Below are 14,915 nucleotides of genomic sequence, written 5' to 3' on the forward strand. Positions count from 1 at the left end.
GAAATGGGGAAGGGGGGAGGGAGCGAAGAACAAGGAAGGGCACCCGCTCGGTAACGGGTGCCCTCGGGAATCGGGAGAAGGATCAGTAGCCGGGGCGATGCCTGGCCACGCGCCGGTACACCGGACGATAGACCCGGCCGTCGTAGTGGCCCCTGTCGCGCACGTAACGCCGGTATTCGACATCGCGGTATTGGCGTATGTTCACGACTTCGTAGCGCACGAAGAGCGGAGGATACGCGTTGCGCGGGACATAGCTCCACGGGCCGTTGTAGTAGGCGCCGCGGTACCAGTTGCCGCCGTAGAAGTAGAAGTATTCGTTGCCGGTGTAGATGAGATCATACGGGACACCCACCGCGACGTAGGCGCCCATCTGGGGCGAGTAGACGAATTCGGGGGGCTCCGCTTCGTACTCTTCCGGCGCAGGCACGACGACGCGCTCGGGGGGAGGAGGCGGAGGGGGCGCCATGACCGGCGGGGCGTCTACCGGCGGCGGAGGAGCGACCGGGGGAGCGGCCACCAGCGCAGGAGGCGGTGCGGCGGGGCGGGCCGCTACCGTTTGCCTGGTCCCGGGAATCTGGTTGTTGTAGGTGTACATGCACTGGACGTAGGCGTTGTCGTACTGGCGCTGTGCCTGCGCCCCGTAGACCTGGGCCGAACCGGAACCGGCCGCGGCCCCGAACAAAAGCCCGGTCGCGGCACCGATGGCGGCGCCGGCACCGGTGTTGCCCGAGGCGGAGCCGAGCACGGCTCCGACGCCGGTGCCGACTGCGGTACCCACCACCGCGCTGGTCGCCATGTTCTTGTCATAGGTTTCCTGCACCGGCGACCCGATCTGGGAATTCGCCCACTGCCTGCAGGTCGCGTCTTCCTTCATGAAGGTTTCGAAGGATTTCCCCCTGGTCGGGAGGACCTTCACGCTGGGGCCGGTGGGTACCGTAACGCACCCTCCCAGGGCCAAAAGCACAACAAACGATGTGATCCGTCTTTTCATTGATACCCCCTTCTGTGTGGCACTGCCTGCGGTCCGTACCGGCCTACTCCAGGCAGATTCCTCATTGCACGGGCTCACCTTAACCACAAAATAGGGAAGCAATGTGGCAGAAATGAGGAAATTTCCCGGAGCTGAACCGTCTCAAGCGACATTTTCCTGCGCCTGTGGCTGGCTCAAGGCCCGCGCCGACCTGAAACGGCGCACCACCATCGGTACCAGGAGCATGAGCGCCAGGATGATCCACATGGTGGTGTCCGGGTCCTTTATGTACTTGTTAAGGCGCAAGGTGGAGAAGGCGATCACGCCGAAGTAGAGCATGTCGCCGGCTATGGCAAAGGCCCACCCGGCCAGGAAACCGTGCCCGGCGGCGAGCGCCGAGGCCCGCCCGGTCATGGGATCGACGCCGAAGGCGATCATGACCAGTGCGACCGGTCCGGTGGCCGTCCCCTGGAAGTGGGCGGCGCTGCGGGCGTTGGCCGCCCGCATGGCGGCGCTGACGCGGCGCAGCAATGGGACCCTGCCGCAGACGAAGGCGATCACCTGAAGTACGGGTTCGAAGGCGATGGCCAGGATGACATCCGAGACGAGGTAGAGGAGCGTGGTGACAGGCCAGGTCAACCCTTTGGTCTTGGCGAGGAGCACTCCGGCGGGGATGCCGCCACCGACCGGGATCAGGAACAGCGCCAGCACCGACTGCATGGCGGAAGCCGAGGGGAGCCGGTCGAGGAGGAACTTGAACAGGTGGGGAATGGTTTCTGTCATCGGGTCGGGTACGCACTCTTCTTTGGTTCGGGAAGTTCGCCCGCAAAGGGAGCAAACCAGCGAGCATCGTACCTTAAAGAAGGAGCGGACCGCAACAGCTTTCGCAGTACGGGGAGGCTAGCCACCCTCCACCAGGGTCAGGGTGACTTCCCCGATCTTCATGGTGGTGCTTATCCTGACGGGGACCCGGCGGCTGTCGTCGGTGAACCAGAAGGTGGCGTTGCCGACTTTGGCCGCCTCGCCGTTGTGTGTCAACCGGGAGGTCACCATCACGGTCTTGAACGTCCCCCGCGGCGTCTTCAACTCCTGGCGCCGCACCACCCGGACCTCGGTGTTCCACAGGCGCTGGGTGTCGTAAATGTCGAAGGAGATGGACTGCCCCGGGGTCAATTCGCTGCTGCGTATGAAGTATATGCTGGAGAGATTGTCGTAGGTCCTGGGCGTGATGGCATCGCTCTTCTCGATCCTTTTCAAAAGGTCGACGCTGTTGGCCTTAAGCGAGGTGAAATTGAAGGTCGCCTCCCGCGCGGCCCGGTAACTCCCCTCCCGCTTGTTCTCGCGGAAGAACTTCGGCTTCCCGGCGCGGGTGATCACCGATTCGGTCCGATCGTCGATCTTGAAGAAGGCGGCGACGATCCCCGTTGAGCGGATGGTGTTGGTAAGGCGCAGTTCCTCCCCCTGGGGGGCCACCTCGAGGAGTGCGGAGCCGGCCTTGATCCCGGACCAGGTCACCTCGTAGACCAGGTGCTCGGGGACGGGAAGGGGGGCCGCCGGTGCGGCGATCAGGAGAACGGCGAGGAGGGCGCCTGTCAGGGGACGGATTTTTTCCATCCCTAGAGGGTACAACAGTGTTGGCGTTTTTTAACCTGCTACCCCTGGAAAATCATGCTCGGGCCTCGTCGAAACGGCGGGTCGTGCGCGACAAGTGGCGGTGCCAGTCACAGGTTTCCGGCTTGACGCCGCACTGCAGGCAGGGATTGCCGCCGGTACGAAACCAGAGGTAGACAAATCGCTGGGAGTCGCTTACTGCTTCGCAACTGCTACCGACATAGTCATTCATGGTTATTCTCATAGTCACCTCCATTGGTGACAACAAGAGTACAGCGTTATATATTCATTGCATCAACGACGAGAAAAAATTTCTTCTTATGGAAATATAAGTTATTTGATTCGGAACCGGGCCGCGGCAGGGGAATAAAGTGGAGCCGTGGATGCTGCGGTGAAAAAGAAAGCGGCAGGAGGCCCGGGGCTCCCTGCCGCTTTCGTGCAAACTCCGGGGGGAGTTTACAGGTCCCAGTTGTCTATCTTCATGGTTCCCTTCTTGGCCAGGTTCACCTGCATCTTGAAGACGCGGTCCAGAAGCTGCGGCTCGTGGCCGGCCTTCCTCCCCAGGCAGTCGTGGGCGGCGCGCTCGAAGTAATCGGAGAGGAGCGGCTTGTAGTCGGGGTGCGCGCACTTCTGGATGATGAGCTTGGCGCGGCTCTTGGGATCGAGGCCGCGCAGGTCGGCAAGCCCCTGCTCGGTGACCAGGACGTCCAGGTCATGCTCGGTATGGTCGACGTGCGGCACGTGCGGAACCACGCAGGTGATGCCGGTCGGATCGGTCTTGGTGGGACGCGCCGAAGGCGTGTGCATGATGGAGAGGTACGCGTTTCTCAGGAAGTCGCCGGAGCCGCCGATGCCGTTGATCATCCTGGTGCCGCCGACCAGGGTGGAGTTGGCGTGGGCGTAGATGTCGAACTCCACGGGGGTGTTCATGGCGATGCAGCCCAGGCGGCGGATCGGCTCGGGGTGGTTGGCGATGGAGAGCGGGCGCATCATCACCTTGTTGCTGTACTTGTCCCAGTTGCCGTAGAAGCGCTTGAAGCCGTCCACCGAGAAGGAGAGCGAGACGGTGGAGGCGAAGTCGAGCTTGCCGGAGTCGAAGAAGTCGAGCATGGTGTCCTGCAGCACCTCGGTCCAGACCTTGAGGCCGGTGAAGGGGCCGTTGGCCAGACCGCCGATGACGGCGTTGGCGATGGAGCCCACGCCGGACTGCAGCGGCAGGAGGTTTTTCGGGAGCCGCCCGGCCTTCACCTCGGCGGAGAAGAAGTCGATGATGTGTGTCGCGATGGCCTCGGAGGTGTCGTCCTGCTCGCTGAAGGCGCGGCCGTTGTCCGGGCGGTCGGACTCGACGATGGCGACGATCTTGTCGTTGTCGACGCGGACGTAGGGGGAGCCGGCCCGGTCGTCGACGCGGCAGATCAGGTAGGGGAGACGGTTGGGCGGGGTTATCGGTTCGACGATGTCGTGCAGCCCCTCGAAGTTCGGGATCGAGGTGTTGATCTCGATGATGATCTTGTCGGCGATCTGAACGATTTCGGGAACGGCGCCGCAGGAGGCGGTGAGAACGAGATCGCCGTTCTCGGTGATGGCGGAGCACTCGATGATGGCGAGGTCGAGGCGGCCGCCGTTCTCCTTGGTGTAGAAGCCGTACCCCAGGTCCTGCGCGAACATGGAGAGGTGCTTGTCACCCATGCGGATGCGCCCTTCGTTGATGCCGGCCTGGATGTTCTTCCCGGTCTGGTAGGGCCAGCGGCGGTCGATCATGTCGAGGGAGGCCCAGCGGTCTTCGGTCTCGACGCCGACGGAGGCGCCGATGAAGAGGTTGAACCTCAGTTTCCCCTGCAGCTGGTTCTTCTCAACGTGGTCGGCAAGCGCGATCGGCACCACCTTCGGGTAGCCGGCCGGGGTGAAGCCGGACCAGCCTATGTTCATCCCGTTTTTGAACATGGGGATGACCTGGTCGACGTTGACGATCCGTGAGTGAAGGCTGGACTTCCTGATCCTGTTGTGCAATTCGGACATTAATCTGGATCCTCCTGTAATGGTTTCAATCCGCTGCTCAAGCGGAAAAAGGGATTGCAGAGTTCCGGTGGCAGAAGCGTTAAAATCGAACGTTCGTTCGAATACAACATAACAGCACGTCGTTTTATTTGCAATAGAATTGGTATTTCGCCTGGAATTTTGCTAATGTCTTGCCGGTTTGCATCACTTGGGCGGGGTTTGGTCGATGGAAAAGACGGATTGCAACAGGAAGCTACTGGAGGTGGCCACCCAGCTCTTCTCCGAGCGGGGGCTGCACGGTGTCAGCATCAGGGAGCTCTCGCAGGCGGCGGGGACCAGCATCTCGATGATCTCCTACCATTTCGGGAGCAAGGAAGGGCTCTACTCGGCGGTATTGCAGCAGCAGTTCGCCTGTTTCGCCGAGATCCACGAGATCAGGCAGCGGGTGAGCGACCCGGTCGAGATGGTGGAGAGTTACCTGCGCTGGACCTTCCAGCGGCACCGCAACAACCCCTACCTGCTCCGCTTTTACACGAGCGAGCTCACCAACCCCACGGCGTTTTTCGCCACCCTGGTCATGCCGGTCATCGATGAGGTGATCGTGATCATGGCGCAGGCCATCGCGGAGGGGATACGGCAGAAGCGTTTCCGGGCCGATGTCGATCCCACCAACGCGGCCCTGGCGCTGGCGGGGATGGTGAACTACTTCTTCCTGAGCAGCCAGGCGACCGAAAACCTGATCAGCCATTCACCGGAGCAGGACGAAAAGCTGGTGCAGCAGTACCTGGCCATCTTCACCCGCGGGGTGGGCGCCCCGTAATCGGCCCCGGCCGCGACCATTCCCTTCCCGCATCCCGTGCCATCGAGCAGGCCGGTCTCACCGCTTCGCGGGGAGCTTCGGGCAGTCGACGGTGCAGCGGTCGCAGCCGCCGACGCAGGGCTCGATGTGCACCAGGATGTGGCTGTAGGGGAGGCGGCGCTCGATCTCGGCCGTCACCTCGTGGCTCAAGGCGTGCCCCTTCTCGACGGTCATCTGCCTGGGGACCACGAGGTGCATGTCGATGTAGCGGATGTGCCCGGACTTGCGGGTGCGCAGCTTGTGATACTCGATCAGGTGCTCGCGGTAGTTCTCCAGCACGTCGCGGATCACCGCCTCCTCCTCTTCCGGGAGCTTCACGTCGAGGATGTGGAAGAAGGCGGTCTTGGTCAGGTCCCAGGCTGCCTTGACGATCATGAGGGCGACCACGATGGCGACGATGGGATCAAGTATCGGGACCCCGGTCAGCTTGATCGCGACCAACCCGCCGAGGACCCCTGCCGAGGTATAGACGTCGGTGCGCAGGTGCATGGCGTCGGCTTCCAGCGCCACCGAGTCGGTGGCGGCCGCGACGTTCAACAGGTGTCGGGACACCAGGTAGTTGGCGACCGCCGAGACGGCCATGACCGCCGCGCCCAGACCGAGACTCTCGATCTCGACCACGCCGGTCCTCAGTTTCTGGACGGCTTCCCAGATGATGTAGAACGCGGCACCGAAGATGAGGACGGCCTCGATGGTGCCGGCGACGTTCTCGATCTTGCCGTGACCGTAGTGATGGTCCTCGTCGGCTGGCTTTGCGGACTCGCGGACCGAGTACCAGGCGATGCCGGCCGCGACGAGGTCGATGCCGGAATGGATGGCTTCCGAAAGGACGGACACGGAGCCGGTGACCAGGCCGACCGCCAGCTTGAGGGCCACGAGGACCGCGTTGGACGCCACCGACAGCCGGGCGGCTCCCCTTTTCATGGCGTCGTGTTCTGCTGAAACCATTTTTCTCCTTCCTCCGAAACCGCCGGCGGCTCGTCACTAAAAAAAGGCCCCGGATTTCCGTGGCCTTTTACCTGCGCTTATCGCTTTAAAACAAATGATTCTATACAACTCCCGCCGGGAGATGTCAACCCTTGCCAAGAATCTGCCGTGCCCGGTCGATCTGGTTGGGAAAGAGGTCCTCCGGCACGGCTTCCTTGCCTGCTTCCCTGCGCACGGTGAAGCGCGCGCACGCCTCGAAATTGTCAGTGCAGTACATCATCTTGAAGACGGTGCTGGTGGAAGGCATGTTCGCCATCTGGTCGTTGAAGAAGATACATCCCGACAAAACCTCGCAATCTGGCATCACTCTCCTCCTGTCCTTTTTGACGGTGGGGTTAAAACCGGCCGAGCGTCTCACCCCGCACGATAAAGCCGCACGAGTTGTGCGGGAATATATACCTTTGTCGCCGCCGCTGCAATAAGATTTTATTAAATAGTGGAGACTCAGGAGTGTGCCGGAATCCTGCGGGCGCTGATCAGGCTGGCGAGGGTGACGGAGCCGAGGATCAGCGCTCCGCCGACCAGGGTGTTGGCGGTGGGCGCTTCACCCAGGACCAGGAAGACCCAGACCGGGTTGAAGACCGGCTCGATGACGGCGACGAGGTTGGCGCTGACGGCCGAGATCCGCTTGATGCCGTAGGAAAAGAAGAAGGCTGCCAGGCCGATCTGCACCACGCCGAGGACGAGGATGCTGCCGATGGACTTGGCGGAGAAAACGGGCAGAGGAAGGAAGACGGCGATGGCCAGGGCGACCAGCGCGGCAACGGCGTGCGAGGCCATGAACGACTGCAGCGGGTCCCCCTCCTTCTGCATCCGGGTGAAGATGAACATGAGCGAGAAGGTGAAGGCGGAGGTGAGCGCCATCAGGTTCCCCGCGAGCTGTCCCGGCGAGAGGCGGTCCAAAAAGAGCACCACCATGCCGACGAGGGTCATGAACAGGGCGAGCACCTGCTCGCGGTACAGGCGCTCCTTGAGAAAGAGCACGCCGAAAACGGCGGTGAACACGGGCGCCAGGTACTGCAGCAGGATGGCGTTGGCGGCGGTGGTGGTCTTGTTGGCCGCCACGAAGAGGAGCATGGTGGCGGCGTTGGCGAGCGCGGCACCGGCAAGAGGCCAGGACCATTGCAGCCGTACCGTGCCGACCAGCGCCAGCAGGAACAAAAAGGCGATCAGGCTCCTGAGCCCGGCGATCAGGAACGGGTTCCAGTCCAGGACCTTGATGAAGAGGCCGGCGAGGCTCCAGAGAAAGCCGCAGACGACCATGGCGAGGACGCCGGAGAGCGCGGGTGAAAACCGGTTTTGCATGTTCCAACCATAGGACTGCGGTGCAATAGGGTGAGAGGGCGGTGCGATCGGCAGCAGATTAAGACACGCGCCGCGCGATGTCAAAGGGATTCAGGGAAGGGTGGGGCGGGAAGGCTGCGGACGGCCCGCGGGGCGTCGGGGCGAAGGGGCAGCTCCGGGGGGGGGCCGCCCCTTGTTCGCTCGCTAGTTTTTGGGTGCTTCTTTGGGAGCCTCTTTCTGCTTCTGGATGACGGCGCTCTTGTCGCCATAGACCACGGTGCAGTCGGTGCTGAAGGGGAAGTACCAGTAGCCGGTCTGGCCGATCAGTTCAACGTTGTTGATGCCCCCCTTGTGGGCGGCGGTGAGGATGGAGCCGTCGCCGAAAAGCGGGATGAAATAGAAGATGTTGAAGGTACATGCCTCCCCTCGCTTCATCTGGTTCAGTTCGATGAACTTGATGTTTTCCACTCCGACGGGTGTGTTGTCCGCATAACGCAGACTTTTCGCAAGGTCATGTGTAGGAATGCAGCCGCACAGACCAGCCAGTACCAGCACCACTGCGCCCAGCCTTTTCATAGCGCCTCCTTTTCCTGCTTGTTATGAGAGACAACCCATCATAAATAGTACTTCGACGCGGTTTCGTGACAACGATTATAATTGTTCAATGTGCGGCGGCGGGACAGGAATGAAAGGGATGGATTTCCTGTTGGTCGCGCACAGCAAAGCGGCTACAATCGCCGGGTGCCGGCGGCGGGTGTCATCCCCGACGGCGCCATGGAGGCGGCAGATGCATAAGACAGTAACGACATCGGAAGCGGCGTCTTTTCGGCGCATCATTCTCGACCACTACCGTACCCAGGGACGGCGCCTCCCCTGGCGGGAGACCCGCGATCCCTACGCCATCCTCGTCTCCGAGATCATGCTGCAGCAGACCCAGGTGGACCGGGTGCGGGAAAAGTACCTCGAGTTCCTGGCCGTCTTTCCGACCTGGCAGGAACTGGCCGGTGCGGAACTCTCCCGGGTGCTGTCGCTGTGGCAGGGGCTTGGTTACAACAGGCGCGCGGTGTCGCTGCAGCTTTGCGCCCGCGCCGTCTTGCAGCGCTTCGGGGGGGCACTCCCGGAAGAGGTGGAGCGGCTGGAGTCGCTGCCCGGGATCGGCCCCTACACCGCCCGCGCCGTCGCCGCCTTCGCCTTCGGCCTGGCCACCCCCTTCATCGAGACCAACATCCGCTCCGTCTTCATCCACCATTTCTTTGCCGACGCAGAAGCGGTGCGCGACGCAGAGATCCTCCCCCTGGTGGAGTTCACCCTGGACCGGGACAACCCCCGGGATTGGTACTACGCGCTTATGGACTACGGGGCCACGCTCAAGCGCGGCGGGGCGAACCCGGGGCGCAAGAGCGCCCACCACGTGCGCCAGTCGCCGTTTCGGGGCTCTAACCGGGAGCAGCGGAGCCTGATCCTGAAAAGGATCCTGGCGCAGCCCGGTCTGAGCATCGCCCGCCTGGAGGAGACGCTCTCACTGGATGCCGCGTCGCTGGCGCGCAACATCGCCCAACTGGAACGGGAAGGGCTCATCAGGCAGGAAGAAGGAAGGCTCTGGGTGCCTTGAACGATGCTCGCGGCTGTTGCAAAAAACCTTTCCCCAGGTAGACTACTATGTGCGGTATCCTCCAAAACGGTCCATCTGCAGCGAAAAGTCCTATTGCTGTTCCCCTGTTCCAGTTGAACGTCAGGCGTTGACAGTCGCACCCGGCTCCAAGAGATTCCTGATCGACATGCACTGAAGGAGGAGAGGGTGGACGAAGTGCCAAAAAAGAATGCGAAGGTCGCGCTGGCGCTTCTGCTTCCATTTCTGGCCTGCGCGGTGCAGTTGCTCCTCTGGGATTTCCTGCAGCCTTTCGCCTACCTCCTCTTCTACCCCGCCGCTTATTTCAGCGCCCGCCTGGCCGGCAAAAAGGGGGGGGGCGCCGCCACCATCATCTCCGCGCTGCTCATCGTCTACTTCTTCATCCCGCCGCGCTTCTCGCTGCTGCTTCCCCAGGGAAGCCACCTCTTTTCGGTCCTGGTCTTCGTGGTCATGGGGTTCCTGTTCTGCTTCTCGCAGGAGCGCCTGCAGCAGGCACGCGAAGGCGAGACGGACGCGCGGGCGCTGGCGACCAGTTCCGAGGCGGAGCTGCGCGAGGCGCGCATCGAGCTCCTGGAGATGGAGCGGCGCCTGGCCCAGGAACGGCTTCAGGAAACGGAGGAGCAGTTCCGCATCATGTTCATGGAGTCGAGCGTTGGGGAGGCCCGGCTGGACCCCGAGAGCGGCGCGTTCCTCAAGGTCAACCCCGCCTTCTGCCGCATGACCGGTTATCGGGAAGCTGAACTGCTGGGGACGGACCTGGTCGCGGTGACCCATCCGGCCGACCGGGACACCTGCCGGGAGAGCCTCAGGAGCCTGGGGCAAAGCGGGCGGAGCGCGGTGCAGACGGAGCTTGGCCTGCTGCGGCGCGACGGCGCGTCGGTCTATTGCCAAGCCACCCTCAACCTGCTGCGCGGCTCCGATGGCCGCGCGAACTCCATCCTCGCGGTGCTTCAGGACGTTTCCGACCGGCGCCAGGCCGAAGAGGCCCTGCTTAAGTCCGAGGAGAAATTTTCCCGTGCCTTTTCCGGGAACCCGGCCGCCATCGCCCTGAGCCGGTTCGAGGACGGGGTGTTCCTGGATGTGAACGAGACCTGGGAGGCCCTGACCGGCTACAGCAGGGCAGAGGCGATCGGCATGTCCGGGCGGCACATCTGGCCCGACCCGGAAGCGGTGCAGCGCTTTCTGGCGCAGTTGCGGAGCACCGGCACGCTGCGGGGATGGGAACAGCAGTTCCTGCGCAGGAACGGGGAAACCTTCGTGGCCCAGCTCTCCTCGCAACTTCTCTCGGTGGGAGGGGAGCGGGTCATCCTCTCGACGCTGGTGGACATCACCCAGCTCAAACAGGCGGAGGCCGCTCTCAGGGACAGCGAAAACCGGTTCAGAACCATCTTCGATCAGGCGCCGGTGGCCATCGGCATCGGTGCCGTCGATGACGGCCGGCTCTTGGACGTGAACCCGGCCTGGCTGCGGCTCATGGGGTTCCAGCGGGAAGAGGTGGTCGGGCGGACCGCGCTGGAACTCGGGATCTACCTCGACGAGGGGACGCGCGAGGAGATCGTGGCGACCATCCGGCAGGGGCAGGGCTTCAGCCAGGAACTGCAGCTGAAGCGGAAATCGGGGGAGGTGATCGACGTCCTTTTTTCCGCCGACGTGGTGGTCCTGGAAGGCGCCCCATCTCTGCTGGTCATGCTCAACGACGTCACCGTTCAGAAACAGGCCGAGCGGGCGCTGCAAAAAAGCAAGCAGGACTACCAGCAGCTGTTCCGGAACATGCTGGAGGGGTTCGCCTCCTGCCGCATGGTCCGGGACGATTCGGGATCGGCCGACGATTTCGTCTTCCTGAACGTCAACCGCGCCCTGCTGCAGCTGACCGGACTCGAGGACCTGGTCGGCAAGCGGGTCTCGCAGGTGATTCCGCGGGTGCGGGAGAGCAACGCCGACCTGCTCGAGGCCTGCGGGCGGGTGGCGCAGACGGGACAGCCGGAGCACCTGGAGACCTTCGTTCCCCCGCTGGAGCAGTGGTACGCGGTGTCGCTTTACAGCGTGGAGCGGGGCTACTTCGTCGCCCTTTGCAGCAACATCACGGCGCGAAAGCGCGAGGAGATGCGGCGCAACGCGACGGTCGAGCTGTTGCGCATCTGCAACGAGGCCCAGAACCTAAACGAGCTGATGTCGCGCACGGCGCGGTTTTTCCGCGAGCTCACCGGGTGCCGTGCCATCGGCATCCGCCTGCGCTCGGGGGACGACTACCCCTACTACCAGACCATAGGGGTGCCGGAGGACTTCCTGGGGGCGGATGACGTGTTGTGGTACCGCGACGCCCAGGGGCGTTCGGCGCTGCGCTGCCTGTGCGGCGACGTGATCACCGGACTTTTAGGCGACTCCGACGGGGGCACCCCGCACGGCAGCTACTGGACCTCGAACGGGATAGCGGTCCCGCCGGGGACCGCGGGAAGCCGCTGCCATGTCGAAGGGTTCCAGTCGTTCGCCCTGATCCCGTTTCGGGCCAACGGCAGGCAGATCGGCCTTTTCCAGTTCAGCGACCGGGCGGCGGGGCTCATGTCCGCAGAGAAGGTCGCACTGTACGAGGACCTGATCGACTACATCGCCATCTCCTTCTCCAAGCTCAAAGCGGACGAGGCGCTGCTCGAGGCGAGCCAGTTCAACCAGCAGATCATAGCGGGAGCCCAGGAAGGGATCATCGTCTACGACCGGGAGCTGCGCTGCCAGGTCTGGAACCCGTACATGGAGCAGCTCACCGGGATCGGGGCGAAGGACATCCTGGGACGGCACCCGCAGGAGCTCCTCCCCTCCCTCGAGGAGAGCGGCATCGTGGCGATGCTGAAAAAGTCGCTCGAAGGGGAGGAATCGAGGTCCATCGACTTCCGCTTCTCCGTGGAACAGACCGGGCGCTCGGGATGGGCGACGGACACCCGCGCTCCGCTGCGTGACGCGCAGGGGGAGATCATCGGCGCGATCGCCACGGTGCGGGACATCACCGCGGAGCGCCGCCTGGAAGAGCAGCTCCGGCAGGCGCAGAAGATGGAGGCGGTGGGGCTTTTGGCGGGGGGGGTGGCGCACGACTTCAACAACGTGCTGCAGGTGATCATGGGGTACTGCTCGCTGCTGGAGGCGGACCCCAAGCTGGACGAGCGGCAAAAGGGGGAGGTGGAGCAGATCCTCGTCTCCGCCGAGAGGGCGGCGCAGCTCACCAAGGGACTTCTGGCCTTCAGCAGGAAGCAGGTCATGGAGCCCAGGCGGGTCAACCTCTGCGAGATCGTGCAGCACGTGCAGAGGTTCCTGGTGCGCATCATCGGGGAGGACATCACCCTCAAGGTGGTGCCCTGTGCCGAGCCGGACCTGCCGGTCATCGCGGACAGCGGGCACATCGAGCAGGTGCTGATCAACCTGGCCACCAACGCCCGGGACGCGATGTCCAAGGGAGGATCGCTCACCGTCGAGGCGGAGGTGGTGGAGGTGGAGGAACCGACCGAAACGCAGTTCGGACACCGCGAGCCGGGAAGCTACGCCTGCGTCGTCATGACCGATACCGGCTCCGGTATGGACGAGGCGACCCGCAACAGGATCTTCGAGCCGTTCTTCACCACCAAGGAGGTCGGCAAGGGAACCGGTCTGGGGATGGCCATCGTCTACGGCATCGTCAAGCAGCACGGCGGTTTCATAAACGTCTACAGCGAGCCGGGGCGGGGCACGACCTTCAGGGTCTACCTGCCGCTGGTAAAGGACGTCACGACCGGGCCGACCGGGCAGGTGGAGCTCCCGCCGCCGTGCGGCGGTACCGAAACACTGCTTTTGGCCGAGGACGACCTGGAGGTCCGCAGGTTGCTGGTGACCGTCCTCACCAGGTTCGGCTACCGGGTCATCGAGGCCGCGGACGGCCAGCAGGCGGTGGATCTCTTCGCCGCGCACCGCGACAGCATCGCGCTGGTGGTGATGGACCTCATCATGCCCAGGAAGAACGGCATGGAGGCGGGGGTGGAGATCGTGCAGCTGAAGCCGGGAACCAGGATCCTGTATTCCAGCGGGTACACCTCCGATTTCATGGAGCGGCGCGGGATCCTGGAACAGGGGATCCAGCTGATCACCAAGCCGGTGCAGCCGGTACAGCTTTTGAGAAAGGTGCGCGAGATGCTGGACGGGTAAGGGGTGGAATGCAGCGCAGATGGTGGAAAAGGCCTATTGAGAAAAAGCATACCGGGTTCTATATTTGGCTGATCTGATGCGCCTCGACAGGCGCAGCAGCAACGACCAATTGGCAGGAGGCCCCTCATGACTAGGATACCGTTTGGCATAGCTCTTCTGGGCATACTTTCCCTGGTGCAGGTTGCGGCAGCGGCCCCCGACGATCCCGCCCCCATCTACGGGGTGGGCGCCGAGCGGGCCATCCCCGGGCGCTACATCGTCGTCTTCCGGCCCGGCAGCCCCGGACAGCAGGTGAGCGCCGCGGTGCAGGCGGCAGGCCGGCTGGGAGGCAAGGTGCACTACCTCTACACCGACGCGCTGCAGGGATTCGCGGCGACGCTCCCCGACCAGGCCCTGCAGGGGGTGCGCCACAACCCCAACGTAGAATACATCGAGCAGGACCAGGCGGTCTCCATCGGCATCGAGGTCTCCCAGGCCGTCTCGACCTGGAACCTGGACCGCATCGACCAGCGCGCCCTTCCCCTCGACGGCTATTTCAACTACCTAAACAGCGGCGTCGGCGTGACCGCTTACGTCATCGACACCGGCATCCGCACCTCGCACACCGAGTTCGGCGGCCGCGCCTCGATAGGCTACGATGCGCTTGGGGGGAACGGCCAGGACTGCAACGGGCACGGCACCCACGTCTCGGGCACCATCGGCGGCTCGCATTACGGCGTGGCCAAGGACGTGGCGCTGGTCGGCGTGCGGGTGCTCGATTGCTCCGGCTCGGGTGCCATCTCCGGCGTCGTTTCCGGCGTGGACTGGGTCACCAAATACAAGAAGCTGCCGGCCGTGGCCAACATGAGCCTTGGGGGCGGCGCTTCCACCGCCCTGGACAGTGCGGTCAGCAACTCCATCAACGGCGGGGTGACCTACGCCATAGCCGCGGGTAACAGCAAGCAGGACGCCTGCCGGTATTCGCCGGCCCGCGTTCCGGCGGCCCTGACCGTCGGCGCCACCACCTCCAGCGATGCCCGTGCCTCCTACTCCAACTACGGCGCCTGCCTCGACCTCTTCGCGCCCGGCTCCAACGTCACCTCCTCGTGGTACAGCAGCGACACCGCGACCGCCACCCTGAGCGGGACCTCGATGGCCACCCCCAACGTCACCGGCGTCGCCGCGCAGTACCTGCAGACAAACCCCGCCGCCACCCCTGCCGGCGTCGCCGCCGCCCTGACCGGGAACGCGACTCCGGGTGTGGTGGGGAACCCGGGCAAGAAATCGCCGAACCTCCTTTTGTTCACCGACTACTGACAGAACCCGTCACGGGTCGAAGCACCCAGGCCGGCCGCGATACCTCTTCGCGGTCGGCTTTTTTTTTCGCCGGCGTGCCGGACGGTTGACAGGGACGGTAAAGAAGTTGTAGAGTG

At 63.7% G+C, this 14,915-nt stretch carries 13 protein-coding genes; 4 read left to right on the plus strand and 9 right to left on the minus strand.

Translation table 11 applies throughout. From position 1 onward, the window contains the following. Positions 1–82: 82 nt before the first annotated feature. From KOM00_RS17545 to KOM00_RS17565, 5 genes are all read right to left on the minus strand, one after another. Positions 83–991: a YMGG-like glycine zipper-containing protein gene (locus KOM00_RS17545; protein WP_216500219.1), complete on the minus strand. Its 909-nt coding sequence runs from the start codon at positions 989–991 to the stop codon at positions 83–85. 141 nt (positions 992–1,132) lie between these two features. Next, positions 1,133–1,753, minus strand: a complete 621-nt coding sequence (locus KOM00_RS17550) for a hypothetical protein (RefSeq protein WP_216500220.1) — start codon at positions 1,751–1,753, stop codon at positions 1,133–1,135. Between the two features lie 117 nt (positions 1,754–1,870). After that, positions 1,871–2,584, minus strand: coding sequence for a DUF3108 domain-containing protein (locus tag KOM00_RS17555; protein ID WP_216500221.1), 714 nt, complete (start codon positions 2,582–2,584; stop codon positions 1,871–1,873). A 52-nt stretch (positions 2,585–2,636) separates the two neighbouring features. Continuing rightward, a complete protein-coding gene (locus KOM00_RS17560; protein WP_216500222.1) occupies positions 2,637–2,825 on the minus strand; it encodes a hypothetical protein in 189 nt (62 codons plus the stop codon). Positions 2,826–3,037: 212 nt separating this feature from the next. Next, on the minus strand, positions 3,038–4,600 hold the full coding sequence (locus KOM00_RS17565) for an acetyl-CoA hydrolase/transferase C-terminal domain-containing protein (protein WP_216500223.1): 1,563 nt from the start codon (positions 4,598–4,600) through the stop codon (positions 3,038–3,040). A gap of 205 nt (positions 4,601–4,805) precedes the next feature. Between KOM00_RS17565 and KOM00_RS17570 the strand changes: the two genes are divergently transcribed. Next, positions 4,806–5,399 carry a TetR/AcrR family transcriptional regulator gene (locus KOM00_RS17570; protein WP_216500224.1) on the plus strand — a complete coding sequence of 198 codons (594 nt, stop codon included), beginning with the start codon at positions 4,806–4,808 and terminating at the stop codon, positions 5,397–5,399. Between the two features lie 57 nt (positions 5,400–5,456). Here KOM00_RS17570 and KOM00_RS17575 read toward each other — a convergent pair whose 3' ends face one another. The 4 genes from KOM00_RS17575 to KOM00_RS17590 form a co-directional block, all read right to left on the minus strand. Beyond that, a complete protein-coding gene (locus tag KOM00_RS17575) occupies positions 5,457–6,386 on the minus strand; it encodes a cation diffusion facilitator family transporter (protein ID WP_216500225.1) in 930 nt (309 codons plus the stop codon). A 124-nt stretch (positions 6,387–6,510) separates the two neighbouring features. Further along, positions 6,511–6,729, minus strand: coding sequence for a hypothetical protein (locus tag KOM00_RS17580; protein ID WP_216500226.1), 219 nt, complete (start codon positions 6,727–6,729; stop codon positions 6,511–6,513). 140 nt (positions 6,730–6,869) lie between these two features. After that, complete coding sequence (locus KOM00_RS17585) at positions 6,870–7,730, minus strand: DMT family transporter (protein ID WP_216500228.1); 861 nt, start codon at positions 7,728–7,730, stop codon at positions 6,870–6,872. A gap of 183 nt (positions 7,731–7,913) precedes the next feature. After that, on the minus strand, positions 7,914–8,285 hold the full coding sequence (locus KOM00_RS17590) for a TRL domain-containing protein (protein WP_216500229.1): 372 nt from the start codon (positions 8,283–8,285) through the stop codon (positions 7,914–7,916). 211 nt (positions 8,286–8,496) lie between these two features. Between KOM00_RS17590 and KOM00_RS17595 the strand changes: the two genes are divergently transcribed. The 3 genes from KOM00_RS17595 (at position 8,497) to KOM00_RS17605 (ending at position 14,799) form a co-directional block, all read left to right on the plus strand. Continuing rightward, positions 8,497–9,321 (plus strand): A/G-specific adenine glycosylase, encoded by an 825-nt coding sequence (locus KOM00_RS17595; RefSeq protein ID WP_236027052.1) that lies wholly within the window; start codon positions 8,497–8,499, stop codon positions 9,319–9,321. Positions 9,322–9,507: 186 nt separating this feature from the next. Next, positions 9,508–13,503: a PAS domain S-box protein gene (locus KOM00_RS17600; RefSeq protein WP_216500233.1), complete on the plus strand. Its 3,996-nt coding sequence runs from the start codon at positions 9,508–9,510 to the stop codon at positions 13,501–13,503. Positions 13,504–13,629: 126 nt separating this feature from the next. Next, positions 13,630–14,799 (plus strand): S8 family peptidase, encoded by a 1,170-nt coding sequence (locus KOM00_RS17605; RefSeq protein WP_216500235.1) that lies wholly within the window; start codon positions 13,630–13,632, stop codon positions 14,797–14,799. The last annotated feature ends 116 nt before the right edge of the window (positions 14,800–14,915 follow it).

The sequence above is a fragment of the Geomonas diazotrophica genome, assembly GCF_018919385.1.
GTDB lineage: Bacteria > Desulfobacterota > Desulfuromonadia > Geobacterales > Geobacteraceae > Geomonas > Geomonas diazotrophica.

Coding starts and splice junctions, on each gene's coding strand:
- KOM00_RS17605 (WP_216500235.1), top strand. CDS start 13,630: ATGACTAGGATACCGTTTGGCATAGCTCTTCTGGGCATACTTTCCCTG.
- KOM00_RS17570 (WP_216500224.1), top strand. CDS start 4,806: ATGGAAAAGACGGATTGCAACAGGAAGCTACTGGAGGTGGCCACCCAG.
- KOM00_RS17590 (WP_216500229.1), bottom strand. CDS start 8,285: ATGAAAAGGCTGGGCGCAGTGGTGCTGGTACTGGCTGGTCTGTGCGGC.
- KOM00_RS17565 (WP_216500223.1), bottom strand. CDS start 4,600: ATGTCCGAATTGCACAACAGGATCAGGAAGTCCAGCCTTCACTCACGG.
- KOM00_RS17550 (WP_216500220.1), bottom strand. CDS start 1,753: ATGACAGAAACCATTCCCCACCTGTTCAAGTTCCTCCTCGACCGGCTC.
- KOM00_RS17585 (WP_216500228.1), bottom strand. CDS start 7,730: ATGCAAAACCGGTTTTCACCCGCGCTCTCCGGCGTCCTCGCCATGGTC.
- KOM00_RS17575 (WP_216500225.1), bottom strand. CDS start 6,386: ATGGTTTCAGCAGAACACGACGCCATGAAAAGGGGAGCCGCCCGGCTG.
- KOM00_RS17545 (WP_216500219.1), bottom strand. CDS start 991: ATGAAAAGACGGATCACATCGTTTGTTGTGCTTTTGGCCCTGGGAGGG.
- KOM00_RS17555 (WP_216500221.1), bottom strand. CDS start 2,584: ATGGAAAAAATCCGTCCCCTGACAGGCGCCCTCCTCGCCGTTCTCCTG.
- KOM00_RS17560 (WP_216500222.1), bottom strand. CDS start 2,825: ATGAGAATAACCATGAATGACTATGTCGGTAGCAGTTGCGAAGCAGTA.
- KOM00_RS17595 (WP_236027052.1), top strand. CDS start 8,497: ATGCATAAGACAGTAACGACATCGGAAGCGGCGTCTTTTCGGCGCATC.
- KOM00_RS17580 (WP_216500226.1), bottom strand. CDS start 6,729: ATGCCAGATTGCGAGGTTTTGTCGGGATGTATCTTCTTCAACGACCAG.